Source organism: Hyphomonas neptunium ATCC 15444, from assembly GCF_000013025.1.
Taxonomy (GTDB): domain Bacteria; phylum Pseudomonadota; class Alphaproteobacteria; order Caulobacterales; family Hyphomonadaceae; genus Hyphomonas; species Hyphomonas neptunia.
Map to the genome: position 1 here is coordinate 2,053,200 of NC_008358.1, position 25,707 is coordinate 2,078,906.

Here is a 25,707-nt window from a genome sequence, read left to right on the forward strand (position 1 = left end):
GTGACTTTAGCCGTTTCTTAACCAGGCAGGCTCGGCTACCTGCCTCAGCCCGCATTGATGCGCGCGAGGCCGGCATACATGCCAATAGGGCCGAGTTCTTCCTCGATCCGAATCAACTGGTTGTATTTCGCGATCCGGTCAGACCGGCTGAGCGAGCCGGTTTTGATCTGGCCGCAATTGGTGGCCACGGCGAGGTCGGCAATCGTCGAATCCTCGGTTTCGCCCGAACGGTGGGACATGACGGCCGTGTAGCCGTGCAGGTGAGCCAGTTCGACCGCGTCCAGCGTTTCCGACAGCGTGCCGATCTGGTTGACCTTCACGAGGATGGAGTTGGCAGCGCCCTTTTGCAGGCCGATGGCAAGGCGGTCAGGATTGGTGACGAAGAGATCGTCGCCAACGAGCTGAACCCGGTCGCCGAGGAGCTCGGTCAGCGCGACCCAGCCATCCCAATCGTCTTCGGCCATGCCGTCTTCGATGGAGAGAATCGGGTACCGGCCGCAGAGGTCTGCCAGGTATTGGCCGAACTGTTCGGACGAGAGCGACTTGCCCTCGCCGGCCAGCTCATACTTGCCGTTCTTGTAGAACTCGGTGGAGGCGGCATCGAGGGCAAGCGCGATGTCTTCGCCGGGGCGATAGCCTGCCTTCTCGATGGATTTCATGATGAAGCCGATGGCTTCGTCGGCCGAGGCAAGGTTTGGCGCGAAGCCGCCTTCGTCGCCGACATTGGTGTTGTGGCCAGCGTCATGCAGCGTCTTCTTCAGCGCGTGGAACACTTCTGCGCCCATGCGGACGGCTTCCGAGATGCTCTCGGCGCTGACCGGCATGATCATGAATTCCTGGATGTCGACCGGGTTGTCCGCGTGCGCGCCGCCATTGATGATGTTCATCATCGGGGTCGGCAGGATGCGAGCATTGGCGCCGCCCAGATAGCGGTAGAGCGGCAGGGCAGACGATTCGGCAGCTGCCTTGGCCACGGCCAGCGACACGCCGAGAATGGCATTGGCGCCGAGGCGGGATTTGTTCTCGGTGCCGTCCAGGTCGATCATCAGCGTGTCGACGAGGCGCTGTTCGGTTGCGTCCATGCCGGCCAGCTCGTTGCAGATCTCGCCATTGACCGCGTCAACCGCTTTCAGGACACCCTTGCCGTTATAGCGGGCCTTGTCGCCGTCGCGCTGCTCGTGGGCCTCATAGGCGCCTGTCGAAGCGCCCGATGGCACAGCGGCGCGGCCGGTGGAGCCGTCGTCCAGCGTGACATCGACTTCGATCGTCGGATTGCCGCGACTGTCGAGAATTTCGCGGGCGTGAATGTCGATGATTTCGCTCATGGGAACGTCCCCTTAAAGGCATATGTCGTGCAAATGAAAAGCGCCCCCTGCAAGGTGCAGGAGGCGCCGGAACCCTTAGGCTGGTGCGCTGCTGAGCGCAACCGGGGAACTAGATGTCGTCGGTCGGCTCGAGGATCTGCTTACCGCGGTACATGCCCGTTTTCAGGTCGATGTGGTGCGGACGGCGGAGTTCGCCGGAGGTCGCGTCTTCGATGTATGTGTTCATCGCCAGACGGTCGTGCGAGCGGCGCATGCGCGTGCGCGATTTCGATTTCTTACTCTTTGGGACTGCCATGGCACTTGCTTCCGGAATCTGGTGGGTCCGCTGTCCCAGAGGGATCGCGGGAAAGGGCGCCTGTTAACGCAGCCTAACGGGGATGGCAAGCGCGAAACGGCATCTTTTCAGCCCGGCGCCGCTTATGTCCCGCAAGATACAAAATGGCCGGCCCATAAGGCCGGCCAAGGTATGCAAGAAGGACGTCCGCGCTTTGCCCTGGCAATTGCCCGATTGGCTCTGCGCTGACAGGTGTAGTTAATAAGGGATTGAGTCTGAATAGCGGCGCATCGATGGTGTTGTCTGGTGTTCAGCTTCGGCCAAACTCGCGCGGGAGGGGAATGGGCGGGCACTCAGTTGGCCCGCGATATCCTGTTGCCGGGGGCCTCCGGAGGGGGTCACCACAGCCGGTCTGAAGCGCAGTTCACTCTTCGGCTGGCCGGGTGAAAATCGCCTCGAGACTGCGCAAATTCATTCCATTTTTCAGGTAGTTAGCAGGCGTCAGGTTCACCGCCTTGATGACGCCGCGCTCGACCTTGGTGCCCTGCCCGCTCTCGGCGGGGACAAGGTCGAAATCGAGAATGTTGATGCAGCCGGTATCCTGCTCGAAGCCCGCGCTGGCGCCCAGCGGCGCGCCGATCACGTCGGCCAGAAGCATCCGGTTCACGACTTCGTGTGCGACCACCAGCGCTGTCGCCCAGTCTGGACGGGCCAGAAGGTCTGCCAAAGCCTCGCGAATCCGGAGCAGCGCGTCGGCGAATCGCTCGCCGCCAGGCAGGAACGCCGCTTCCGGTTCGCCCGCCTGCTCGAAGGTGAAGGTCATCACGGCGGCGAGGTGTTCGGCCGAGTGGAAATCCATATAGCTGCCCGACCGCAGCTCCCCGAATCGCCCGTCCTCCTCCAGGGCGGGCGCGTTGGGATGCTCGGCCAGCACGAACTCCGCCGTCTGGCGCGTGCGCGCGAGGCCGGAGCACAGGGCGAGATCGAAATGTACCTCGGACAAGGCAACACCGGCGGCGCGCGCCTCCTGCTCGCCCCGCTCGGTCAATGTCGCCACCTTGGGATCGCGCGCGGCGCGCACGGCTGCGGACGTATAGTCCACAAAGCCGTGCCGCATCAGATAGATGCGCCGCCGCCCGGTGGTGCCGGGCAGCGCGCTCATCAGCGGGAAACGCCCCAATCCTTGAGGATCGCTTCGGTATGCTCACCCAGGCCCGGCGGGCGGCCCTGAATAGCGCCCGGCGTCTCCGAGAAACGCGGCGCGGGCGCAGGCTGCACCACACCCTCGATCTCGACGAAGGTGCCGCGATCCACGTTGTGCTTGTAGGTCGGCGCGTCGGCCATGGAGAGCACCGGCGCGTAGCAGATGTCCGTGCCTTCCATGATCTCGTTCCACTCGGCCTGGGTCTTGGTCTTGATGGCCGCCATGACCTTCTTCTTCAGCTCAGGCCATTTGGAGCGGTCCATCTGGGCGTCATAGGCGGCGTCGGTGAGGCCGGCTTTTTCGCGCAGGATGGCGTAGAATTGCGGCTCGATGGAGCCGAGCGAGATCCACTTGCCGTCTTTGGTTTCGTAGGTGTCGTAGAAGTGGGCGCCGCCATCGAGCATGTTGGCTTCGCGGTCGTCGGTCCACACGCCCATGGCGCGCATGCCCCAGAACATGGCCGTCAGCGAGGCGGCGCCGTCCGACATCGCCACGTCGATCACCTGGCCCTTACCGCCATTCTTCACATTGATGATCGCCGCCAGAACGCCCATCGCGAGATAGAGCGCGCCGCCACCATAATCGCCGACAAGGTTCAGCGGCGGACGCGGACGGCCATCGCCATCGCCCATCGCATGGAGGGCGCCGGTGATCGCGATGTAGTTGAGGTCATGGCCTGCGGAATGGGAGAGCGCGCCGGTCTGGCCCCAGCCGGTCATGCGGCCGTAGACGAGCTTCGGATTACGCGCGAGCGCCACATCCGGGCCAAGGCCGTTGCGCTCCATCACGCCGGGGCGGAAGCCTTCGATCAGGGCGTCGGCCTGCGCGATCAGCTTCAGGGCGACTTCGACATCTGCCGGATCTTTCAGGTTGAGGCCAATCGAGCGGCGGCCACGGCCGACCACATCTTCGGCCCGGCCCGGCTTGCCATTGCCCGGACGGTCGATGCGGATCACATCCGCGCCCATATCCGAGAGAAGCATGCCGCAGAACGGCCCAGGCCCGATGCCCGCAAATTCAACAATCTTTACGCCCGCGAGCGGCCCTTGAGCCATGATAGGTCTCCCTCATGTCCTGATGTTAATGGTCGAGTTAGCGGAACTTTAAGGGTGGCAGGCGCAAAAGGAAGGGGTGCCGCGACGTAGCTCCCGGCCCATTTTCACCGAGTTTCAGGCGCGTACCGGCATGCTGGATTTTTCGTTTTACGATCCTCCCATCGAGGTGGCTGCATCCAGCCCCCGCCTCGAGATGATCGTATCGCGCCTCAAGGTGTCCGGCCTGCGCCCTTATACGGCTTCCGCCAGCATCGACTTCTCCGCGCCCGATCCGCTGATCGTGGACCGCGAATCCGTTTCGCCCGAAGCGCTGGAACGCCTCAGCCGCGCGGCGATGATCGGCGTGCCCCGCCAGATCGTTATCCTGAACACGCAAGGACTGCCCGTGCCGCGAATCGATGGCGCGATCCATCTGCGCCTCGATAAAGACCTCACCTCCCTGCGCAGCCGCCTGGCCGCGCTCGCCCGCCGCGCCTGCCGCCAGCGCGAGGCCGCCATCCGCCGCGCCACGGCGATCGAGCTGGGCGCCAAATTGCCCCCAGTCGATGTCGATGCCGTGCCCGCGCTGCTCTATCTTGGCGACGGCTCGCCCTTCTTCCTGTCGCTGCAGGGCGATCTGCGCCAGCGCGGCGTGGAGATTACGGCCGCCCTCTCCCGGCCCACCGCCCGCCAGCACATGACCAGCAAACGCTTTGCCGCCGCGCTGATCGATCTCAGCATGGCGCATGAAGATGCCAGCGGCATGGGCCGTTGGATTTCAGAGGAAGACGGCCTCGCTGGGCTGCCCCTGATTGTTCTCAGCCGTCCGCAGGCAGACTTTACCGAGCGCGAACTTGCGCTGCTCAGCCACGCTACGGAAATCATCGACCCGGCCGCGGACGATGAAACCATCGTCACCGCGATAGAAACCCAATGCCGCCGCCTGCACGCCAGCGCGCCGATGATGCCCCTGCCCGGCCTGTCCGCGCTGGCGGTAACCGATCTTGTTTCCGGCCTCTTCACACGCGGTTTCTTTGAGGCGCATCTGCCGCGCCAGATGGAAATCGCCAGTGAGCAGGCCGAAGCGCTCTCCGTTCTCACGCTTCGTCTGGATGTCGAGTTTTCAAACTCCCGCCCCGCCCAGCACGCCGCAGGCGACATCATCCGCAGCCAGATCCGCGACACAGACTGCGCCGCGCTCGTCCAGCCGGGCGTCTATGCGATCTCCCTGCCCGCCACGCCCTATCGCGGCGGCGTGCGCCTTGCCGAACGGATCAATGACGCCATGAGCCGGGCGGGCAACCATCCCGGCCTCAGCTGGCGCGTTACAGAGAAGCGCAGCTATCACACGCCACAGACATTCCTTGCCGCCTCCCTTATCGGACCATTCGTCCGGATACGGATTGCGGCTTAAGGACCGGACCTCAATCCTCGCTCAGCAGGCCGCTTTTAATCGGCTTTGCCCATTTGTCTTCCGGCGCCGCCGCCTTGCGCGAGGGCATGCTGGCCACCGCGTCCGTGGAGGCGGGCGAGACAATGCCGCAGGCCGCTTCCAGCTCGCGCAGGAACGCCTTGGCGCCAGATAGCCGCCGCTCCGGCGTGCCGCCCAGCCCGGAATGCACCAGTTTCGAATCCGGGCGCAGCTTCATCTGGTTTGGCCGTGTGCGGACAATCTGCATGAGCTTCTGCGGGTCCATCACGGTATCACTGCGGAAGGTGAACAGCGCGCCCTTCTCGCCCGCGTCCAACTTGGCAATGCCCAGCGCCTTGCACGAAACCTTGATCGCCGTCACATCCAGCAACTGGCGCGTCGGCTCCGGCAGAGGGCCAAACCGGTCGATCAGCTCTGCCGCAAAGGCTTCGCGATCCTGCGCGGTGATGATGTCCGATAGGCGGCGATAGAGCGACAGCCGCACGTTGAGATCATCCACATAATCTTCCGGGATCAGAACGGCGACGCCGAGATTGATCTGCGGCGACCAATCGTCGGCCACATCCGCGTCATCGCGCGCGCCGGCCTGAAGCGCCTTCACGGCATCTTCCAGCATCGACTGGTAGAGCTCCACGCCAACCTCTTTGACCTGGCCCGATTGCTGATCGCCCAGCAGGTTACCTGCGCCGCGCATGTCGAGATCGTGGCTCGCAAGCTGGAAACCGGCACCGAGCGAGTCGAGCGACTGGAGCACTTTGAGGCGCTTTTCGGCGCTCTCGGTCACCACCTTGTCTTTCGGGGTCGTAAAGTAGGCATACGCACGAAGTTTCGAGCGGCCCACGCGCCCGCGCAGCTGGTAGAGCTGGGCGAGACCAAACATGTCGGCGCGGTGGATAATCAACGTGTTGGCACGTGGAATATCCAGCCCGCTTTCAACAATCGTTGTAGACAGCAGCACATCATATTTGCCCTCATAGAAGGCCGTCATGATGTCTTCCAATTCTCCTGCCGCCATCTGGCCATGGGCCACGATGAAGGAGACTTCGGGCACATGCGTGCGCAGGAAGTTTTCCAGCTTGTCGAGATCAGTGATGCGCGGCGCGACGAAGAAAGCCTGACCGCCGCGATACTTCTCGCGCAGCAGGGCTTCGCGCAGCGTGACGGTGTCCTCCTCGGTGATGTAGGTGCGCACCGAGAGGCGGTCCACCGGCGGCGTCGCAATGATCGAGAGATCGCGAATACCGGTGAGTGCCATTTGCAGCGTACGCGGAATAGGCGTGGCAGACAGCGTCAGGACGTGCACGTCCGATTTCAGCTCTTTCAGGCGCTCCTTGTGCTTCACGCCAAAACGCTGTTCTTCGTCCACGATCATCAGGCCGAGCCGTTTGAAATTCATGTCCTTGCTGAGCACGGCATGGGTGCCGACAACGACATCCACGCTGCCGCTGGCGAGGCCATCGCGCGTCTCCGCCGCCTCGCGGGCGCCGACAAAACGTGACAGGGCACGGACCTTCAGCGGCCAGCCGGCGAAGCGTTCCTCGAAGGTCTTGAAATGCTGCCGGGCGAGCAGCGTTGTCGGCGCAATCACCGCCACCTGCTTGCCGCTCATGGCGGCTACGAAGGCCGCGCGCAGGGCCACTTCGGTTTTGCCAAAGCCCACATCGCCGCAGACGAGACGGTCCATCGGCTTTCCGGACGAGAGATCGCCAAGCACATCTTCAATGGCCGAGAGCTGGTCGTCGGTTTCCTCATAGGGGAAGCGCGCGGCAAACTCTTCATAGAGGCCCTGCCCGCTCTGCACCGCTTCGGCGCGCTTGAGTTCGCGGGCTGCGGCGATCTGCATGAGCTCGGCTGCCATCTCAAGGATGCGCTTCTTGGCTTTCGCCTTGCGCGTCTGCCAGCCAGCCCCGCCGAGGCGATCGAGTTGGCTCTCGGACTCCTCCGAGCCATAGCGACTGATGAGGTCGATATTCTCTACAGGGATGAAAATCATGTCACCGCCGGCATATTCAAGCTGCAGGCAGTCATGGGGCGCGCCGGTCACTTCCAGCGTCTTGAGGCCGATATATTTGCCCACGCCATGGTCAATATGCACGACGAGATCGCCGGGCGTGAGCGAGGTGGCGTCGGTGATGAAGCTCGCGGATTTGCGCTTGCGGCGCGGCGCGGCCAGGCGGTCGCCCAGCACGTCCGCTTCCGAAATCATCGCCACATCCGGAAGGTTGAAGCCTTCTTCCAACGGCACTTCGGCGACCGTGAAGTCAGTCTTCTTCGCTGCGTCGAGGGAATGCACCTGCGCCAGCGCGGTCAGGCCGTGATCGCTCAGCACGTTGATCAGACGGTCAGCCGACCCCGCCGACCAGGCGGCGAACACCACCGGCTTGCCGCTGGCATAGAGCGCGCGGGCGTGGGCGATCACGGTTTCGAAGATGTTCTCGTCCGTCCGCTGACGTTCAGGCGCAAAGTCCCGCCCCCGGCGCCCGCCCATGTCAAAGGCGTTGGGCGAAGGCTCACCCGGCGAGAAGCGCACGACTGCGTTCGTCGCCAGCAGATCGTCGAGTTCCTCCAGGTCCAGATAGAGCCGGCCCGGCGGCAGCACGCGCGCCTTGCGGATGTCGCCGCCGCCTGCCTCAAGGCGCGCAGCGTAATAGTCGGCCGCCTGCGTAAGGCGTTCATGCGCCGCTTCGCTGGTCAGGTGGCTCAGCCCGAAAAGCGCGCCGGGTCCCACATAGTCAAACAGCGTGTCGACCTGTTTATGAAACAGCGGCAGCCAGGATTCCACGCCCTGCCGGCGGATCGAGGCGCGCGCAGCTTCATACATCTGGTCGCCCGAGGGCGGCCCGAAGGTTTCCAGAAACCGGTCGCGGAAGGCGGCCAGCACATTGTCATTGAAAAGGATCTCGCTGACGGGCGCGAAGGTGACGGCCTCGGCCTTGCCGGTGGAGCGCTGAGTTTCGGTATCGAAGGTGCGGATCGTCTCCAGCACGTCGCCGAAGAAGTCGAGCCGGAAAGGCTCAGCCGCCGTCGGCGGGAAAATGTCGATGATGCCCCCGCGCACCGCATACTCGCCCTGCTCGCGCACGGTGCCGGAGCGGACATAGCCGTTGAAGGCGAGATATTCGGTGAGGTCGTTCGCCTTCACCGTCTCTCCGGCGCGGATCGAGAGCGAGGCTTTCTTCAGCGTCTCGACCGGCGCCGAGCGCTGCACGAGGGCGCCCGCGGTCGTGATCACCAGCAGCGGGCCTTGCGATTTCTCATAGCGCGAGATGCGGGCGAGGCCCGCGCAGCGCCGCGCGGCCACCGCAGGGGTCGGGCTGATCCGGTCATAGGGCAGTACGTCCCAGCCGGGCAGATCCACCTGCTCCAGCCGCGGCGCCGCAAACAGCGCCATCCGTCTTGCCGCCTGCGCGATCCGGTCATCCCGCGCCACATAAACACCGATCCCGCCACGCTTCAGCAAAGCCTCGCAGAAGACGATCAGGTCGGCGCCAAACGGCGCCCCGGCAAAAGCGGTGGGGCCGCTCGAGGATGAAAGGACATCAGCGGGTGTCATGGCAATCTCGTTCTGGGTGGCCAGCCGGTGCGGTCAGCCACCGCGAGGGGCGTAGCGGAAGCCGATCAGCTGGTCCAGCACCGGGCCCTTGTGTTTGTCAGGCACAGGCTCCTGCCCCACAAGCCAGGCAAAGATTTCCCAGTCGGGCACGTCCAGCAGACGCTCAAACTCGTCGAGCCCATCCTGGCTCATCGATTCGAGCGACTGGTCGGCAAAGCTGCCCATCAGAAGGTCCAGCTCCCGGAAGCCCCGGCGCCAGGCGCGGAATTTAAGTTTGCTGCGGCGGGTATCGTCCATCAGAGCTCGGGTCCTTCTCGGGTCCGCCAGAAACTCCAACGCCGTTGGAGTTTTTTTGGAGTTTTTGCCGCCTCGTTGGAGGAACGGTTGGAGTTTTTTCGGGCCCTTATCCACGGGATTGGCCCGGCGCTATTCAACTAGGTTCGGCAGGCCCCGAAGGCAATTGAAACGCAGCAGATTGTTCCGCGCGCCCGCGCCGCCTAAACTCGCCCCACGATGCGAGACGAGCGACTCTTTCCGCTGTTTGCCGGCCTTGAGACGCTTACCGGCGTCGGCCCCAAAATGACGCCCCTGCTGCAGAAGCTGGTGGGCGGGACAACGGTATGGGACCTCGTGCTCCACCTGCCTGACCGCTGGCTGGACCGGCGCGTGCGGGCAAACTTTGACGAAACCGTGCCTGGTGAAGTCGTCACCGTGAAAGGCGAGGTGCACGCCTATCACCAGCCCTTCAATGACCGCTCCCCGCACCGCGTCCAACTTGTTGATTCTACGGGATTTCTGACGCTCTCCTATTTCCGCGCCGACCCGCGCTGGATGAAGTCCCAGTTTCCGATCGGGGCCACCCGCATCGTCTCGGGCCGGGTGGAGGAATATCGCGGCGAGCGCCAGATTACCCATCCCGACTTCGTGGTCGACCCTGCCAAGGGGGAAGCCCCTCCAGCCGTAGAGCCGATTTACAGCTTGAGTGCCGGCCTCACCAACCGCCGGGTCCATACCCTCGCCTTGCAGGCCTTGAGCCTCGTGCCCGATGATTTGCCGGAATGGGCAGATCCGCATCTTGTCGCCCAGAAAGGCTGGCCCGCTTTCAAGGAAGCGCTCAGCTGGCAGCATGATCCGAAGGTCTATGACGAAGACCGCTTCGCCCTGGCGCGGGAACGGCTCGCCTATGACGAAGCCCTCGCCCGCGAATCGGCTTTCGCCCTTGCCCAAGCCGCGCGGCGCCAGCGCCCGGCACCTATCATCAAGGCCCCGCCCAGCGCCGTGAACCGCCTGATCGACGCGTTGCCCTATCGCCCCACGGGCGCCCAGATGCGGGCGGCGGCCGACATCAGCTCGGACGTTGCGCGCGGCTATCCGATGCGCCGTTTGCTGCAAGGCGATGTGGGCGCGGGCAAGACACTGGTGGCCGCCTTTGCCGCGGTTGAGGCCGCCGCAGCGGGTTTTCAATCCGCTTTCATGGCGCCCACCGAAGTGCTGGCCCGCCAGCAATATGACACGCTCGACGCCTTGCTTTCGCCGCTTGGCTACACTGTGGCCGCACTCTCTGGCCGCGACCGGGGCAGCGCCCGCGAAGCCACGCTGATGGGCCTCGCCGACGGGTCGATCCAGATCGTGGCAGGCACGCACGCCCTCTTTCAGGAGGCGGTGAACTTCCGGAATCTGGGCCTCATCATCGTGGACGAGCAGCACCGGTTCGGCGTGTCAGACCGGATGAAGCTCGCAGGCAAATCAGAAAACCCGCACATGCTGGTGATGAGCGCCACGCCCATTCCGCGCACGCTGGCGCAGGCGGTTCACGGCGATCTGGATGTGTCGATCCTCGACGAGAAACCGCCGGGCCGGAAACCGGTCGAAACCCGCGCCGTGCCCGATACGCGGCTGGAAGATGTGATCGAAGCCATCGGCCGCGCCTTGAAGCGCGGCGAGCGGGCGTTCTGGGTCTGCCCGCGCGTGGATATCGAGGACGACGATTCCTCAGCCGTCGTGCGCCATGCCGCCCTGGAAGAAGAGCTGCATGTGAAGGCGGGCCTGGTACATGGCCGCCTGAAAGCCTCCGAAAAGGACGCCGCGCTGGAAGACTTCCGCACCGGGCGCACACGCATCCTGGTTGCCACCACGGTCATCGAAGTTGGCGTCGATGTGCCTGAAGCCACCATCATGGTGATCGAACGCGCCGAAGGCTTCGGCCTGGCCCAGCTCCACCAGTTGCGCGGACGCGTGGGCCGGGGCGACAAGCCCTCCTTCTGCCTGCTGCTCTACCGCCCGCCTCTAGGGGACACGGCGCGGGAGCGGCTCGACACCTTGCGCCGCACCGAAGACGGTTTCGAGATCGCCGAAGCCGACTTCCGCCTGCGCGGCGCTGGCGACGTTCTGGGGGTTCGGCAAGCGGGCATGACCGACTACCGGATCATTGATCTGGCAAAACACGCCGCGCTTCTGGAAATCGCCCGCAAGGATGCCGAAGCCGTTCTGACAGGCGACCCGGACCGCAAGGGTGAGCGTTGGCAATCGCTGCGCATAGCGCGGGAACTGTTGACGCCGCGCGTGGTGCAGGGCGCCGAAACCGGCTCGTGAAGCCGCTATTTGGCGGGGTTCGAGTTCGGCGCAAGAGGCTGGCCGGGTAACGGATAGTCCGGAACCACAAGGCCACCAGAGAAGATGATCTTCGCGCCTTCCTCAACGCTCATGTCCAGACGCACGATCTTGGCTTCGGCGACGTAGAGGAGGAATCCGGATGTCGGGTTGGGTGTCGTCGGCACAAAGATACCGATGAAATTCTCACCCAGCCTCTGGCGCATCTCGCCCTTGATCGGTCCTGCTACAAATCCGATGACCCAGCTTCCCTCGCGTGGATATTCAACCATCGCGACTTCTTTGTACTGACCCGCCGTATTGTTCTGGAAAACATCGCGGATCTGCTTGAACACCGAGTAGACCGACCGCACGACGGGAACACGTGTCAGGACCCGGTCTGTCAGATCGACAAAGAATTTGCCGAGGAAATTTGTGGCAACCGCGCCTACCAGTGTCAGGAACAGGATCAGGATGATCAGTCCAAAGCCCGGCACGGCGTAATCGAGATAGGTTTCTGGCCGCAGACTCGGCGGCAGCAACGGCACAACGCGGCTGTCGATCAGGTTGATCAGGAATTCCAGAATCACGAATGTCGCGACAATCGGCAAGGCGATCAGCATGCCGGCCACAAACCGCGCACGCAGCCAGGCCAGCAGTCCCTGCTTGGCGGGAGGCTGGACTTCTACGATGCCATAATCCGGCTTTTCATTCTCTGACATGAATCTGACCCTATGACGCTGCGGCCTTCCTCAGCGTTACCGCTTGGCGCGCACCTTCTTCCGCGTAATTGTGGCGAAGATGGGAACCGTAACCGATATAGAAAAGGCCCTCAGTGATTGGGCCACCGCGCATTATGGCGCAGGCGCCGCCGTTGCCGGCTTGCGGCGCCTTTCAGGCGGCGCAAGCCAGGAGACATGGGCGTTTGAAGTGGACGCAGGAGAGAAAAGCGAAGCGCTGATTCTCCGCCGCGCGCCGGGGGGTTTGGCCACGCCCCGCGCGTCTGAAGCCGTCACCCTTGCCACTGAAGCCGCCCTTCTGGGCGCCACCGACAAGGCCGGTGTGCGAGTGCCAGGCGTGCGCTATGTCTCGGCGCCCGGAAGCACCCTGGGCGAAGCGTTCATCATGAAGCGGATCGAGGGGGAAACCCTTGGCCGCAAGATCCTGCGGGATGCCGAATACGAAACCGCGCGCGCCAGGCTGACGAAAGATTGTGGCGAAGCGCTCGCCGGCATCCATTCGGTGCCGCTCAAAGGGCTGCCCGACCTGCCCACGAGCCTCGGGCGCAATCAGATCGACAAGTACGAGGCCGTTTACCGCGAGTTTGATCTGCCGCGCCCGGTCTTTGAACTCGCCTTTGCCTGGCTGAAGGAAAACGAGCCCGAGCCTGCCGAGCCGGTGCTGGTGCACGGCGATTTCCGGCTCGGCAACCTCATTGTGGACGAGAACGGCCTCGGCGCCGTGCTCGACTGGGAACTCGCCCATATCGGCGATCCGCGCGAAGACATCGCCTGGCTCTGCGTCAACTCCTGGCGTTTCGGGCAGACCGAGAATCGCGTTGGCGGCTTTGGCCAGCTCGACGAGTTGCTTGATGCCTACGCTGGCGCTGGCGGCGCCCGTTACCGCCCGGCCGACATCGACTGGTGGGAAATCATGGGCAGCCTGAAATGGGGCGTCATGTGCATGACCATGTACGGCGCCTTCAAGACCGGCGCCGACCCAAGCGTCGAGCGTGCGGCCATCGGCCGGCGGGTGTCAGAAAACGAGATTGATCTCATCAACCTGTTCGAGGGACTTGGACGCCATGCATGACGCCCCCTCCGCCAAGGAACTGATCGAAGCGGTAAAATCCTTCCTCGACAAGACCGCGATGGTCCAGCTGCAAGGCCATGCCGCCTTCCATGCCCGCGTGGCGTCCAATGCGCTCGCCACCGTGCTGCGCGAAATGGAGCAGCGCCCTGCCGCCGAAGCAAGAGAGCGCGAGCGCTTGCAGGCGCTTCTGAACTCGAAAGAGACAGATGTCAGCCTCTTGAACCGGGCACTGTGTGAGGAAATCCGGTCCAAGCGGGTTGACCTGGCGACGCCGGGCCTGTTGACCCACCTAAAATCGACCACAATTGACCAATTGTCTGTCGACCAGCCGGGCTATTCGGGACTTCGGACCGCTGCCCGCTAAGTTGCGAGGGTAGCGATGAATAAGTTTGTTCTGATGGGTATGGGCGCAGCGGTGCTGATTGCGGGCGGCGTAGCCGCGTGGATGATCACATCCAAGCCGGAACCAGAGCCCATCCCGCTTGATCCTTATGACTACGCGCTGGTCGAAAGCTGGGATGCAAAACCCACCGAGCAGCCCGCGGCCGTATGGGAAGACGGCTGGGCGATTGATGTTGTTCAGCTCACCGCCGACACCCGCCGCAATCCAGAGGATTTCGTCGCAGCTCTCAGCTCCATCGGCCCCGTCTACGCCCCCAAACTCCGCGCACTGGACTTTGCCGAAGACGCCGCCAGCGCGCTGCAGGAATATCTCGAAACCAGTAATAATGGCCGCGCCTTCGTCATCGCCACCAATCAGCCCCTGCCTGCCAGCGCGGTGCCGGTCATCAATGCGGACGCCATGGTGCGCGCCCGATTTGGCGGCGTGCTGTTGCTGGAGGATCAGGAAACGGCTTTCGCACCGGGCGTAAACCCGGCGAGCGTCTGCTCTGACCGGTTTGGCGCAGGAGAAGTCTGCGCAGCGCCCGTTGCGATCAAACGCACCGATGGCGAATGGGTCATCGACGAGGAAGGCCCGGCGGGCGAGGCGGTGCTCGATGGCTTTGCCGAATGGCTCGACGGCAGCGCGCCGAAACTGGCAGAGCCGCTGGGCGATCTGGAAGAAGTCGAGATCATCGACATCCGCCGCCCTGGCCAAACGGACTAGAGCGCCAGGTTAAGCTGGCTTCGCGGAGGGCTGGTTTTCCGGCGCCGCGCGCTTGAACGGTTCAAGCGCCTGGCACGCCGCATCCACGGCCACAAGCCTTAGGAAGGGCGCCAGATCAACCTTGAACCGGCGCGCATTTGCCATCTGTGGGATGAGTGCGATTTCGGCGATTCCCGGTGTATCTCCGAACAGGAAATCCCGGCCGGCCGATGCCTGCGCCATCTCCTCCAGAGCGCGGAAACCTCTGACAATCCACTCTGCATACCAACGGGAAACCGCCGCATCGTCCGCGCCAAACTCCTGGCGCAGATAGGCAAGCGGGCTGAGATTGTTGAGCGGGTGAATGTCGCAGGCGATAATGTCAGCAAAGGCCCGCGCCTGAAGGCGTGCCCAGGGATCGGCAGGCAGCAAAGCCGGTCCCGGCAGGCTCTCTTCAATCCATTCCAGAATAGCCATCGATTGGCCCGCCATGCGCCCATCGACCTCAATTGACGGCACCCGCATCTGAGGGTTCAGCCGGCGGTATTCATCCGTGAGCTGTTCATCTACTCCGCTCAGAATATTGATTGGGACCAGGCTGTAATCGGCGCCCTTCAGATTGAGCGCGATGCGGACGCGGTAAGCGGCGGATGACCGCCAATAATCATAAAGCCGGATCACACGAGATCCTCCAGTTCCAGAATGGACAACAGTTCTTCGCGCGCCAGGCGGCATTCATCTGCAAAGGCCGGATCAGCGAGATCTGCCGGAGACAGACGGTCCCGATAGGTGCGGCGCACGGCGGCCTGCAATTCGTCGATCAGCTCCTCATCCAGCAGCACGCCGGAGTGGCATTCGGCCAATTCGTCTGGCGTCATCACAACCCGTAGCCGCAGGCAGGCAGGCCCGCCGCCATTTCGCATCGACTGGCGCACATCCACATATTGCACCCGGCCGATCGGCCCGTTACCCGCAACCATCTGATCGCAGAAGCGCCGGGCCGTTTCTGTTTCCTGCGCCTCAAGCGGCGCAACAAGTACCAGCCGGTCTTCGCCCGGAAACTGGAGAAGCTGGGAATTGAAAAGGTAGGACCGGATTGCGTCCTCCAGCGGAACATCCGCTTGCGGAACCATCACGGGCTTCAGGTCGAACAGACCGTCCGCAGCGCGGCGAAGGGCCTCCAGAGTGGCGGCAGTATCTTCAAACGCAGCCTCATGGAAGAACAGGGTATCGAGCGCGCCAACACAAACGACGTCGTTGTGAAATGCGCCGGCTTCGATAGCGCGCCTGGATTGACGCGCGAATACGGTGCGCGTGGGATCAAGTTCATGTGCCCGCGCAACAGATTCAGCTGCCAGGCGTGTCTGGCGCGCCGGAAACCCGGCCGTCGGCTCCCCCGCATCGCGGCCGTACACAAACAGCTCCACGCCCTGCGCGCCGTGTTCTGCACACAGACGGACATGATTGGCCGCGCCTTCATCAGAAAAGTCCGGATGGGACGGCAATGCCCCATGAACTGAAAATCTGTGATCGCCTGCAAATATGGAGATCAAAGTTGTTGTCGTATCAGGATGTTCCAGGCTGCGGTGCAACATGGTTGAGAGATTGGCCGCCGTGAAATGCAGCAGGCCATCTCCCGTGTCTGCCGAGGGCGAAACGGTTGCTGCATTCGCGGTCCACATGCTGCTGGCAGAATAGGCAGCCTTCAGAAGGCGGGGCGCTTGCTTTCCAGCCGCCTCGATAATGTTCGCGTCAGTTCCTGTGAAACCTGCCGAAACAAGGATGTCGAAATTCGGCCGCGGCAACGGCGGCAGCACGCCCTGAGCCAGCCCCGCTCGAACAAGGAAGCGCATCTTCTCCAGCCCCTGCACGGCCGCTTCTCGGGGATTGGACACATCACCGGCATTCCTTGAACTCGCAAGGTTGCCATCCGACAGGCCCCCATAATTATGGCTCGGACCGATCAACCCATCGAAATTGACCTCAACAGCATCCCTCATGCTTCAGCCTCAACGATCCATGCTGCCGCCTTCAAGCGAACACGGCCATCCTCGCCAGCCAACTCCTGGAGCTTGGCGACAATAACGCCCTTGACCGTTTCCGGATCAATCCCCTGCTCGCCCATTGCGCGCGACAAAGGGCCCATCTCAAGCATGAATGCAGCGCTCTCTTCAGCTGTTGTTCCGGGCAATGCCAGGTCACCATCCCATGGCGTGACTGTGATGTTTCTCCAGCCGCTATCCATCAGCACACGGTTTACATAATCGGCATCCCCAAAAGCGAAGGGGCCGGGCGTGCCGGGTGGAGGGGGCGCTGGAGGTGTTGTAAGAAGATGCATGGCGGCCTGCAACGGCGTCAGCGCCCAGGCGTTCTCCTGCAATGGACGCCAGCAGGCAAAACGCAGACGGCCCTTCGGCTTCACGCTGGCCCGGATGTTGGCAAAGGCCGCGACTGGGTCTGCAAAGAACATCACCCCGAAGCGGGAAATAACAAGATCAACCGGCTCTTTCGGTCTCCAGACGGCTGCGTCGGCGACGATAAATTCGATCCCCGCACTGACAGCAGCAGATCTCTGCTTTGCAAGTTCGACCAGCGGCGCAGACACATCCACACCCGTCACCGAGACATTTACAGCGCTGCCGGCCAAATTCAGCGATAAAGCGCCTGCGCCACAGCCGATGTCCATCACAGACTGGCCGGGACTGGGCAGAACCGATGCAATGATCGCATCCACAAAGGGCGCCAGCATGACATCCATTCTGTCGGCGTCACGCACCCATTTCTGTCCGGCAGGGCCGTTCCAGTATTCAATCTGCGAGGTGTTATCCATTTTTTCTTTCCTCAGGACGGGAAACCCGGCGCCGTCATCCGCGCAGCTTTCGGCGCCAGCTGGCTGGCTTGCGGCCAGGCGCAGTAATCCGCCGCATAATACGCTCCCGGACGGAAGTTTCCCGACAAGCCCGGACCGCCAAATGGCATGGCGCCACTTGCGCCAGCCGTTGGCCGGTTCCTGTTCAGAATACCCGCCCGCATTTCGCTGTAAGCACGGGCCCATAGCGCGTCATCGTCACTTACAAGCCCGCCGGACAGGCCGTATCTGGATGCGTTTGCCCGCGCTATCGCCTCGTCAAAACTCGCCACACGGACAATCTGTATGAGCGGACCGAACAGTTCTTCATCCGGAACATCCCGCGCTTCGGTTACATCTACAACGCCCGGAGACACAAAGCCGGTGCCCTGCGGTCCAGCCTCCAGCGGAAGCAATGAAGCGGCGCCCTTGGAAAGCAGCATCTCATAGAACGCCACGGCCTGCGAGGCGGCGGTGTGAGACACCAGTGGCCCCATGAAGATGCCGGGCTCGTCCCAGGCGCCCACCTCAATGCCTTTGGCCCGCGCTATAATTGCCTCCAATACCTTGTCACCGAATGCGCCATTGGGAAGGATCAACCGGCGCGCACAGGAACAGCGTTGCCCTGTCGTCAGATAGGCAGACTGGGCCGCGATGTCGGCTGCCGCGTCAACATCTGCAGGCTCCCAGACAATCAAAGGATTGTTGCCACCCATTTCAAGGGCAAGGATCACCTCTGGACGGCCTGCGAAGTGCTTATGAAAAAACACGCCCGTCGCCGCAGAGCCCGTAAACAAAAGCCCATTGATGGGCTGATCGATGAGCGCTGCACCCGTATCGCGGCCGCCGTGAACAATATTGAGACATCCTGGCGGCAGACCGGCGGCCTCGAACGCATCTGCCATCAGGCGGGCGACGGACGGCGCCAATTCGGAGGGCTTGAAAACGCAGGTGTTTCCCGCCAACAGCGCCGGAACGATATGACCATTGGGCAAATGGCCAGGAAAGTTGAATGGTCCGAACACGGCCATTACGCCATGGGGCCGGTGTGTGAGACGGGACTGCCCGAACGCCGCGGGCTCATCACGCTCGCCGGCACGTTCTTTCAAAGCGGCCACAGATACGGCAATCTTGGCCTTCATCGTGGCCGCTTCTGCCTGAGAGTCCCACAGCGCCTTTCCCATATCCCGGCTGATGGCTTCGGCGATTTCCCCGGCGCGCTTTCCCAGTTCCTCCGCGTACCGCTCGAGGATCGAGATGCGTTCCGCAACAGGCGTTCTGGCCCAGCCGGAGAATGCAGCTTGGGCGGAGGCAACAGCGGCCTTTACATCTTCTGCATTTGCAGAGCCGCCCTGCCAGCTGACTTCGCCCGTCGCCGGACAGTTCTTCGCAAATGACGCGCCGCCGCCGACATGCCATTTTACATCGATATAGACACCATCAGACATTACTTACTCCGTACCCAGATCCTTGCCGGCATGCCAGGTTTCAGCCGCAATGCTTCAAGGATTTCCGCAGACGCCACCAAACCGCTGTCGCCCCGTCGCACAAATTTTCCGAGACAGACACGGAAATCCGGCAGACGGTTGCTCGACAGCATACCCTGGCGCGCATCCTTGTCGCCTTCTACCTCGCCGGCCTCTACCGTAACAACGCGGCTTTCCTGGATCGTGCGGATATGACGCCTCTGGGCCGCGACCAGCGGACCGCCATCAAAGATGTCGACCGTCCGGTCGAACTCGAAGCCTTCCCACTGCAGCAGCTTGTAGGCGCCAACGCCTTCAGAATGGCACCGACCGATGACTTCGCGCGCCTCTGGCGGGAGCAGGTCAACATAGACCGGGTAGCGCGGCATCAGGTCGACGATGAACTGGTTGTCGGTCGTCGCCGAAAGGCGGTCAGCCTCGGCGAAGTCCATCCGGAAGAAGTGCCGGCCCAGACACTCCCAGAAGGGCGACTCGCCGGTATCATCCACCACGCCGCGAAGTTCGGCCAGTACGCGGTCGCTGAAGCGCTCCGGGGCAGCCGCCATCAGAAGATACCGTGATTGCGCGGCGAGGCGGCCCGCGCCCCCTCCCCGGTGATCCGGCTTGAGAAACAATGTGCCGACTTCCGTGTAGCCGACATATTCATTCGTCAGGATAAGCGCGTCCATATCAAAGCGGAGGTTTCCTGCCGCATGGCTCGCCTGCGCCAGTGTGATGATGCGATAGTTGAAGAAGGGCTGATCAATCCCGGTGCCGGCTTTCACGGCGGAGCAGCCAACCACCTTGCCGGTGGGCACATGCTCCATCATCATCAGATACTTTCCGTACTGAAGATTCTGCTGCCGTCCATGAAATGCCCGCTCGGATTTTTCGAGCCGCTCCATCAGGATGGGCTCATCGACCGGCAAGCTGGTAAATCCAGGGCCGGACAATTCCGCCAGCCCCATCAGGGCCTCGAGATCATCGAGCCTTGAAGGACGCATCACATATTCGGTTGTCATTCAGCGCCCCATCAGGTCCTTGATGCGCTTCCCATCCATCCGGCCGTCCGCCAGCCGGTTGAGGATCAACGCCGAGAGCGTCGCGCGCTCCACAAAACTGTCGACGATGACGAACTCCTCATTTGAGTGAATCCGGCCACCGCGCACGCCGAGCGTATCCACATTCGGAACCCCGGCCGCGAAAATATTGTTGCCTTCACAGACCCCGCCCGTATCGACGAATTCCAGGTCCAGGCCGATCGCGCAGCCGGTTGCGTGGACCGCGTCAAACAGGGCCTGCTGCGCCGTATTGCGAGGCTTGGGTGGGCGATAAAAGCCGCCATGCAGATGGCCGTGAATGCCGTTGCGCGCCGTTGCGCGTTCAAAGAGGCGGCCGACCTGCTGGGTTGCCCAGGCTGAGGCCTCCGCATCGGGCGCACGGGCACCGAACCGCACAACTGCCAGATCCGGCACGATATTGACCGGTCCGCCGCCTTCGATTGCACCGACATTGAACGTGACGCCGTCGCGCTGACCGTTCAGCCCTTCCAGGCCGACCACCAGCTCAGCGGCCGCCTCGATAGCGCTGCGGCCTTCTTCTTTTGCACGGCCGGCATGGGCGGCGCGGCCATGGAGCACGATGTCGAACACGGCAGAGCCCTTGCGCCCGCCAGACATGGCGCCCGTCTCCATTGCGGGCTCATAGGTCATGCCGATGTGCGCGCCGGAACGGGCAGCTTCCGTGAGAGCGCCGGCGCTTGCAAAGTTTCCGATTTCCTCATCCGGCGTCATGACGATCCGGTAGCCGAGGCGATCCTTGAGCGGACCAGCTTCGAATGCCTTGAGGGCTTCGAGCATCAGGCTCAGCCCTCCCTTCATGTCGGCCATTCCCGGCCCGTTGATCTGGCCATTGCCAAGATCCCGGATGGTCTCGAACGTGCCCGGCGGAAAGACGGTGTCATAGTGGCCGGACATAACCACCTGGATCGGCGCGGAGGGGCGCGACTGGACCTGGATGATCGGGCCGGTGTGCATTTCGGACGTCCGGCCATCAGCGCCGACCGTTTCAAAGCCGGGGCCTTCGACCAGGTTGACGTCGGCCTCAAGCGCCGAGAATGCATCCGCCAGCTTGGGGGCCAGCGTCTTCAGGCCATCGATATTGTAACTGCCGGTGTTGATGGAGGACCAGCCATGCGCGCGCGTGACCATATCCGTTGCGGCCGCGGCAAGACGCTCGCGAGCGGCCTCATCTTCGCGGGTAAGAGAGCTGAGTTGGTTCATAGCCCCTTGGTTTCACAGCTGAAGCCACCCGGCAAGCCTTCGCCCTTACCCCACGAAAACAAAAAACGGCCCAGCTTTCGCCGGGCCGTTTCCTTAAGGGTATCAATCGCCGTTACTGAACGATGATCGTAACTTCCGAACGACGGTTCAGAGGCTCGCGAACACCATCCTGCGTGGCTTTCGCCAGGGCGGTCTCGCCTTTACCGTCTTGGGTGATCAGCGTGTTGGCAATACCGCGCTCGGAGAGAGCAGCTGCAACCACGTCAGCGCGGCGAACCGACAGACGCTGGTTGTAGTCGGGGTTACCCGAGGTATCGGTGTGACCAACGATCGTCACCGAACCAGCAGCACAACCTTCAACCGAACGGATGTTGGCAACAGCCTGATCGATAACGGCCGCAGCCTGGCTCGTCACGTCCGAGCGATCCCACTCGAAGTAAACAACGAACTCTTGGCTGAGAGCAGAACACTGCTGAGCCAGCGGAGGCGTCGTCTCTTCAGGCGGAGGCGGCGGAGGTGGCGGTGGTGGCGGCGGAGGTGGTGGCGGAGGCGGCGGCGGTGGTGGTGGCGGAGGCGGCGCCGGAGGAGCTGCGAAGGAATAACGCAGACCCAGAGTTGCCGAGTGATCCTGATAGTTCGCGTCGTAGCCTGGGCCACCGTGCTTACCGGCGAAGTCGAGATCTTCAACGGTGAAGTACTTGTAGCCAACGTCCATGGTGAGACGCTCGCTCAGCTTGAAGCCGACGCCGAGCAGGCCCTGGTAGGCAATGCCGGTTGCTTTGTCGGAGAAGCCGTTCAGCGCGTGGGAATCGTCGCCATCAACGAGAACGCGGTTCGATGCTTTTGCATCAACCCGTGCGCCACCAACACCGAGACCGATGTAAGGGACGATCGTGCCGCCTTTGTTGAAGTCGTAAAGGCCGTTGACCATCAGGTCAGTGACGCTGACATGGCCCGAAGCATTTGCCGTGCCGGGAAGCACGCCATTGATTGCAGTCGGGACGTCAATGCCGCCATTGCGATTGCCGAGAACGGTTTCGAGGCGCAGGCCGTTTGCAAAGCCGTAGCCAAGACCGATACCAAGGCCGCCGTTTTCAGTCGCCGACGAATCACCAGCGATCGTGCCGTTGACGTCAGTCGCGCCGTCGTGATCCAGAATGCCGTCGAAGGTGTACTGCGCGTCAGCGCGACCATACCAGCCGTCTTCGGCGTGCGCAGTCGCGCCAACAGTCGCAAGAGCGGCCGCGGCGGTCGCGCACAACAGAGTTTTCTTCATACTCAATCCCCTTTTGTGTGCCGAATGACGGGATTGCCCTCGGCCGCAGGTTCATAGCGGGTATTAACCGCATGCTTTGGTGTTAAACGTTTTTTCCGCCGTCCGCGAGCATTATTCATTCAAATGACCCCGTTTGCAGTGGAAATTCCTAGTCACCGAGACCCTTTTGCAACAGGTCCCGAAGGCCATAAAACACCGCATTATGAACGTGTGTTGAACAGCAATCATCAAACGCCCGTGACCGATCATTGGTTCCAGGCAGAATACACTTTTTTACGTTTTTCTACTGAATTCCACAGGCTACGCGCCAAAACACGGCCTTGGTTTCCAAAAGCTTGATGCCGCGACGAATCACTCATCGTTTCAACAACGCTGAAAATAGACACCGGTTCCAGGTCCCGAGTCTGGCCACCGGATGGCGCTGGAGAGAGCTTACGGGAAGGTCATCTTGCACACCGCCGGATTACAACCCAAAGGCGATACCGATTGCGCGTCATAAATGCCGGAATGACGCCATCAATGGCGCTAGAGGGCGGGCAATTCTGGTGAGGGAGAGATGGTACCGCCTCTCCGGCTTGAACGGAGGACCTCTGGTTCCACAAACCAGCGCTCTAACCAACTGAGCTAAGGCGGCATCTGTTCCGGCGACATACATCCACCGGCAAAGGGTTTCAAGCGGCGAGCGGGGAGGTGAAGCCCCCGCCCTGCCGAAAAGAGATCAGATTTTCACAACCTGATCGAATTCAAGGTCAACCGGTGTGCCACGACCAAAGATCGAGACCGTAACCTTCAGGCGGCCATTGGCTTCATCGATTTCCTCGACAGCGCCTTCAAAGCCCTGGAACGGACCATCGTTGACCTGAACCTGTTCGCCGATTTCGAAGCTGACCTTCGGACGCGGACGCTCGGCGGTCGGGTCGACCGATTTGCCCAAAATCCGGTCCACTTCGCGCTGGCGCACCGGCAGAGGCTTCTTGCCACCTTCAGCGCCAAGGAAGCCGGAGACTTTCGGCGTGTCTTTCACAAGGTGGTAGATGTCGTCGGTCAGCTGCGCCTTCATCAGAACGTAGCCGGGGAAGAATCGCTTCTCGACCGTTTTCTTCTTGCCGCGAGCGACTTCGACGACTTCTTCAGTCGGCACTTCGATCTCTTCGATCAGATGCAGGAGCCCCTTACGTTCCGCTTGTTCGCGGATCGTGGCGGCCACCTTCTTTTCGAAGTTGGAATAGGCGTGGACAATGTACCACTTGGCATCGGACATGGGGCGATCGCGCTCCGGAATGACTGTTGGCGTCACGACAGCCATCAGGCGCCGCGCACGAAATTCACAAAAATGGTTATGACCGTGTCGGTCAGGAAAAGGAATATTGCGATCAGGAAAGACATGATGAGCACGAAAATCGTCGCCTGGATGGTTTCCTGACGCGACGTCCATGTCACCTTGTTACCTTCCGCGCGCACCTGGCGCAGAAATGTAACCGGTCCAATCCGCTTCTTCTTTTCCTTCTGGTCCTTAACGGCCATGTCACCACTCACTTGAAAGGCGGGCGATTAGCCCTTTTGGGCGCCCGCGTCCACGGCAAATATGCATGGAGCCTGGCTAAGAGGCCCCCACTGGCTGCAGATGTGCGGTGAGTTGGCCGGGGAAACAAGCCCTGCCCTGCCCTTCATCGGTCAGTTTCGCGCTTTCCGAATGCTCTTGGCGCCAAGCCGGGAACATCCACCTCCACCGCAAACAGGCTTCCCGACAGCGGGCGGGCATCCAGTTGCGGGAAACTGAGCCCCGTGCGCGCCGTTGTGATGAACAAGGTCCGCATGTCCTGACCACCGATGGCGCAGCCCGTTGGCAAAGGCGCTGCGAGGATGATCGTCTTGTCGAGCGTACCGTCGGGCGCGTAGCGGACGACGCGGGAGGCGCCATGCAGGCAGACCCAGAGGCCGCCTTCGCTGTCCACCGTCGAGCCGTAGGGCAATCCGCCCAGATCATAGGTCGAGGCAAAGGTGCGCCGCCCGGACAAGGCGCCCGTTTCCGGGTGCACATCAAAGGCGAGAATTTCGGCCTCGGCCGTATCGCAGGTGTAGAAGGTGCGGCCGTCCGGCGAGAATTGCAGGGTCTTGGTGACCAATACCGATGGCAGGCGCAGCAAGGTGACCGACTTGTCTTCCCCGTAGCGATAGTAGACGCCGCTCGGATCGCGCTCGGCATCATCCATGGTGCCGAACCAGAAAGACCCATCCGGGGCAACACCGCCATCGCTGGTCCGATTGGAGCCTGGCTCATCCGGCAGAATGGACAGGCGCTCATAGGCCTCATTCGCGGGATCGAAGAAGCCGATCTCCCGGTCTGCCGCCATCAACAGGTGGCCGCCATAGAGCGCCAGGCTGCTCGCCTTTACGGGCAAATCGTATCGGCGGGTATTGCCGGTCTTGGGATTGTATCGGTGCAGCTTTGCCCGGCGGACATCCACCCACCAAAGGAAACCCTCAGACGGGCTCCAAAGGGGCGCCTCACCCTGCATACAGCCAGTCGGGGCAACGCATTCGGGGGAGAGGATCATGGCGGCAATACCAGAGTTGTGGACAGGATTGGCGGATTAATCCTCGCCGAGCAGGCCTGCAAGGTCAGCGAGTTCAAACAACCCGTCCTGCAGCGCTTCAATGGCGGAGATTTCATCAACATCGGCGCCGAGCGCGTCGAATGCGAGACCGTAGGCTTCCCGCAGGGGGCCATCGGCGACCAGCAGCACCTCATCACCCGGATCGTAATGGGCGGCGACATCCGTACCGATCAGGAGGCCTGCAATGGCGGCAGCCTTGTTGGCGGGGTCCAGCAGGCCGGTGAACACGGCGGCTTCGACCGAGTAGACGGGCGGGGTATCGTCGGTATCCAGCGCCCGCTCGACCCATTCGCGGAAGACGCGCGGATCGAACGTCTGGGCCGGGCCATCCTTCAGCGACAAGGAGCCTGCCGTCAGCAGAAGATCGCGGAGTTCCGAGGTGATTTCCGTGGAGAGGCTGACGATTCTGCCGTGCTCCAGATCGTAGTGGCGGGTGTGGCGGCCGGCGATGCAGACGGCGGCGTGATCTTCGCCCAATCCTGCGAGAATTGTCTCTGATCCGCCTGAAAGGTCGGGCGGCGAGAGCTGGCGTATCCACGGTACAATCCAAATGCCATCGCGTGACATGAGATGACCCGGCAGCGCCGAAAGCAGGACAGGCAATGACAAATTCGGGACATTTTGGGACAGAATACCGACATCCCCGGACACAATGACCGGCACCTCCGGCCACGCGCCGAGCCACTCGGTGACATGAAACCGCAGCCGCGAAACATATTCGGCAGGGGGCACACGCTCAGGTTCATGCAGGGTGGCGGAAGAAAGAATCTCTCCCTCGCCATCATACGCCCAGGCAGAAAGCCGGGAGCCGGACCAATCCAGGCCAATCAGCGCGAGGCTGTCTTTCATCTCAATTGCTTCCCGATGACCGACGCATCTGATCTCAAGGCTCCGGTGTGGGCCAGCG

23 protein-coding genes and 1 tRNA gene are annotated in these 25,707 nt (G+C 62.3%); 5 read left to right on the top strand and 19 right to left on the bottom strand.

Annotated features, from left to right (window positions below; all coding sequences use genetic code 11):
- Window positions 1–44 precede the first annotated feature (44 nt).
- The 4 genes from eno to HNE_RS09815 all read right to left on the bottom strand — a co-directional run bounded on the left by eno (window position 45) and on the right by HNE_RS09815 (window position 3,858).
- Window positions 45–1,325, bottom strand: a complete 1,281-nt coding sequence (gene eno, locus HNE_RS09800; RefSeq protein ID WP_011646980.1) for a phosphopyruvate hydratase — start codon at window positions 1,323–1,325, stop codon at window positions 45–47.
- A 109-nt stretch (window positions 1,326–1,434) separates the two neighbouring features.
- The gene (gene rpmF / locus HNE_RS09805) at window positions 1,435–1,620 is read right to left on the bottom strand and encodes a 50S ribosomal protein L32 (protein ID WP_011646981.1); all 186 of its coding nucleotides are present in this window, start codon (window positions 1,618–1,620) and stop codon (window positions 1,435–1,437) included.
- Between the two features lie 403 nt (window positions 1,621–2,023).
- Window positions 2,024–2,761, bottom strand: a complete 738-nt coding sequence (locus tag HNE_RS09810) for a histidine phosphatase family protein (RefSeq protein ID WP_011646982.1) — start codon at window positions 2,759–2,761, stop codon at window positions 2,024–2,026.
- The gene (locus tag HNE_RS09815; protein ID WP_011646983.1) at window positions 2,761–3,858 is read right to left on the bottom strand and encodes a CaiB/BaiF CoA transferase family protein; all 1,098 of its coding nucleotides are present in this window, start codon (window positions 3,856–3,858) and stop codon (window positions 2,761–2,763) included. Before HNE_RS09815 ends, HNE_RS09810 begins: the two co-directional genes overlap by 1 nt.
- Before the next feature lie 130 nt (window positions 3,859–3,988).
- On the opposite strand from HNE_RS09815, the gene HNE_RS09820 reads away from it, so the two are divergent.
- On the top strand, window positions 3,989–5,251 hold the full coding sequence (locus HNE_RS09820) for a hypothetical protein (RefSeq protein WP_011646984.1): 1,263 nt from the start codon (window positions 3,989–3,991) through the stop codon (window positions 5,249–5,251).
- 10 nt (window positions 5,252–5,261) lie between these two features.
- On the opposite strand, the gene mfd is transcribed toward HNE_RS09820, so the two are convergent.
- Together mfd and HNE_RS09830 are read right to left on the bottom strand one after the other, a co-directional pair.
- Complete coding sequence (mfd, locus tag HNE_RS09825; protein ID WP_148205858.1) at window positions 5,262–8,822, bottom strand: transcription-repair coupling factor; 3,561 nt, start codon at window positions 8,820–8,822, stop codon at window positions 5,262–5,264.
- Window positions 8,823–8,855: 33 nt separating this feature from the next.
- On the bottom strand, window positions 8,856–9,119 hold the full coding sequence (locus tag HNE_RS09830) for a succinate dehydrogenase assembly factor 2 (RefSeq protein ID WP_011646986.1): 264 nt from the start codon (window positions 9,117–9,119) through the stop codon (window positions 8,856–8,858).
- 216 nt (window positions 9,120–9,335) lie between these two features.
- On the opposite strand from HNE_RS09830, the gene recG reads away from it, so the two are divergent.
- Window positions 9,336–11,414 carry an ATP-dependent DNA helicase RecG gene (gene recG, locus HNE_RS09835; RefSeq protein ID WP_011646987.1) on the top strand — a complete coding sequence of 693 codons (2,079 nt, stop codon included), beginning with the start codon at window positions 9,336–9,338 and terminating at the stop codon, window positions 11,412–11,414.
- Window positions 11,415–11,419: 5 nt separating this feature from the next.
- Here the strand turns inward: recG and HNE_RS09840 are convergent, their stop codons facing one another.
- Window positions 11,420–12,133, bottom strand: coding sequence for a DUF502 domain-containing protein (locus HNE_RS09840; RefSeq protein WP_011646988.1), 714 nt, complete (start codon window positions 12,131–12,133; stop codon window positions 11,420–11,422).
- 79 nt (window positions 12,134–12,212) lie between these two features.
- On the opposite strand from HNE_RS09840, the gene HNE_RS09845 reads away from it, so the two are divergent.
- The 3 genes from HNE_RS09845 to HNE_RS09855 are packed head-to-tail and all read left to right on the top strand — an operon-like array spanning window position 12,213 to window position 14,331.
- Window positions 12,213–13,223, top strand: a complete 1,011-nt coding sequence (locus HNE_RS09845) for a phosphotransferase family protein (RefSeq protein WP_011646989.1) — start codon at window positions 12,213–12,215, stop codon at window positions 13,221–13,223.
- Window positions 13,216–13,587: a DUF6285 domain-containing protein gene (locus HNE_RS09850; RefSeq protein WP_011646990.1), complete on the top strand. Its 372-nt coding sequence runs from the start codon at window positions 13,216–13,218 to the stop codon at window positions 13,585–13,587. The genes HNE_RS09845 and HNE_RS09850 overlap by 8 nt, the downstream gene beginning before the upstream one ends.
- Before the next feature lie 15 nt (window positions 13,588–13,602).
- A complete protein-coding gene (locus HNE_RS09855; protein ID WP_011646991.1) occupies window positions 13,603–14,331 on the top strand; it encodes a hypothetical protein in 729 nt (242 codons plus the stop codon).
- A 9-nt stretch (window positions 14,332–14,340) separates the two neighbouring features.
- Here the strand turns inward: HNE_RS09855 and maiA are convergent, their stop codons facing one another.
- From maiA to HNE_RS09915, 12 genes are all read right to left on the bottom strand, one after another.
- On the bottom strand, window positions 14,341–14,991 hold the full coding sequence (gene maiA, locus HNE_RS09860; protein WP_011646992.1) for a maleylacetoacetate isomerase: 651 nt from the start codon (window positions 14,989–14,991) through the stop codon (window positions 14,341–14,343).
- A complete protein-coding gene (locus HNE_RS09865) occupies window positions 14,988–16,310 on the bottom strand; it encodes an N-succinylarginine dihydrolase (RefSeq protein ID WP_011646993.1) in 1,323 nt (440 codons plus the stop codon). The genes maiA and HNE_RS09865 overlap by 4 nt, the downstream gene beginning before the upstream one ends.
- Window positions 16,307–17,140, bottom strand: a complete 834-nt coding sequence (locus HNE_RS09870) for a class I SAM-dependent methyltransferase (RefSeq protein WP_011646994.1) — start codon at window positions 17,138–17,140, stop codon at window positions 16,307–16,309. The genes HNE_RS09865 and HNE_RS09870 overlap by 4 nt, the downstream gene beginning before the upstream one ends.
- 11 nt (window positions 17,141–17,151) lie before the next feature.
- Window positions 17,152–18,606: a succinylglutamate-semialdehyde dehydrogenase gene (gene astD / locus HNE_RS09875; protein ID WP_011646995.1), complete on the bottom strand. Its 1,455-nt coding sequence runs from the start codon at window positions 18,604–18,606 to the stop codon at window positions 17,152–17,154.
- The gene (locus tag HNE_RS09880) at window positions 18,606–19,646 is read right to left on the bottom strand and encodes an arginine N-succinyltransferase (protein ID WP_011646996.1); all 1,041 of its coding nucleotides are present in this window, start codon (window positions 19,644–19,646) and stop codon (window positions 18,606–18,608) included. The genes astD and HNE_RS09880 overlap by 1 nt, the downstream gene beginning before the upstream one ends.
- The gene (locus HNE_RS09885) at window positions 19,647–20,906 is read right to left on the bottom strand and encodes a hydrolase (RefSeq protein ID WP_035592433.1); all 1,260 of its coding nucleotides are present in this window, start codon (window positions 20,904–20,906) and stop codon (window positions 19,647–19,649) included. It abuts the gene before it with no gap.
- Window positions 20,907–21,018: 112 nt separating this feature from the next.
- The gene (locus HNE_RS09890) at window positions 21,019–22,182 is read right to left on the bottom strand and encodes an OmpA family protein (protein ID WP_011646998.1); all 1,164 of its coding nucleotides are present in this window, start codon (window positions 22,180–22,182) and stop codon (window positions 21,019–21,021) included.
- Between the two features lie 557 nt (window positions 22,183–22,739).
- Window positions 22,740–22,816, bottom strand: a tRNA-His gene (locus tag HNE_RS09895).
- 84 nt (window positions 22,817–22,900) lie between these two features.
- Complete coding sequence (nusG, locus tag HNE_RS09900) at window positions 22,901–23,443, bottom strand: transcription termination/antitermination protein NusG (protein WP_011646999.1); 543 nt, start codon at window positions 23,441–23,443, stop codon at window positions 22,901–22,903.
- A 44-nt stretch (window positions 23,444–23,487) separates the two neighbouring features.
- The gene (secE, locus tag HNE_RS09905; RefSeq protein ID WP_011647000.1) at window positions 23,488–23,706 is read right to left on the bottom strand and encodes a preprotein translocase subunit SecE; all 219 of its coding nucleotides are present in this window, start codon (window positions 23,704–23,706) and stop codon (window positions 23,488–23,490) included.
- A gap of 143 nt (window positions 23,707–23,849) precedes the next feature.
- Complete coding sequence (locus HNE_RS09910; protein WP_011647001.1) at window positions 23,850–24,740, bottom strand: SMP-30/gluconolactonase/LRE family protein; 891 nt, start codon at window positions 24,738–24,740, stop codon at window positions 23,850–23,852.
- A 36-nt stretch (window positions 24,741–24,776) separates the two neighbouring features.
- Window positions 24,777–25,649, bottom strand: coding sequence for a 2-dehydro-3-deoxygalactonokinase (locus HNE_RS09915; RefSeq protein WP_011647002.1), 873 nt, complete (start codon window positions 25,647–25,649; stop codon window positions 24,777–24,779).
- Window positions 25,650–25,707: the final 58 nt, after the last annotated feature.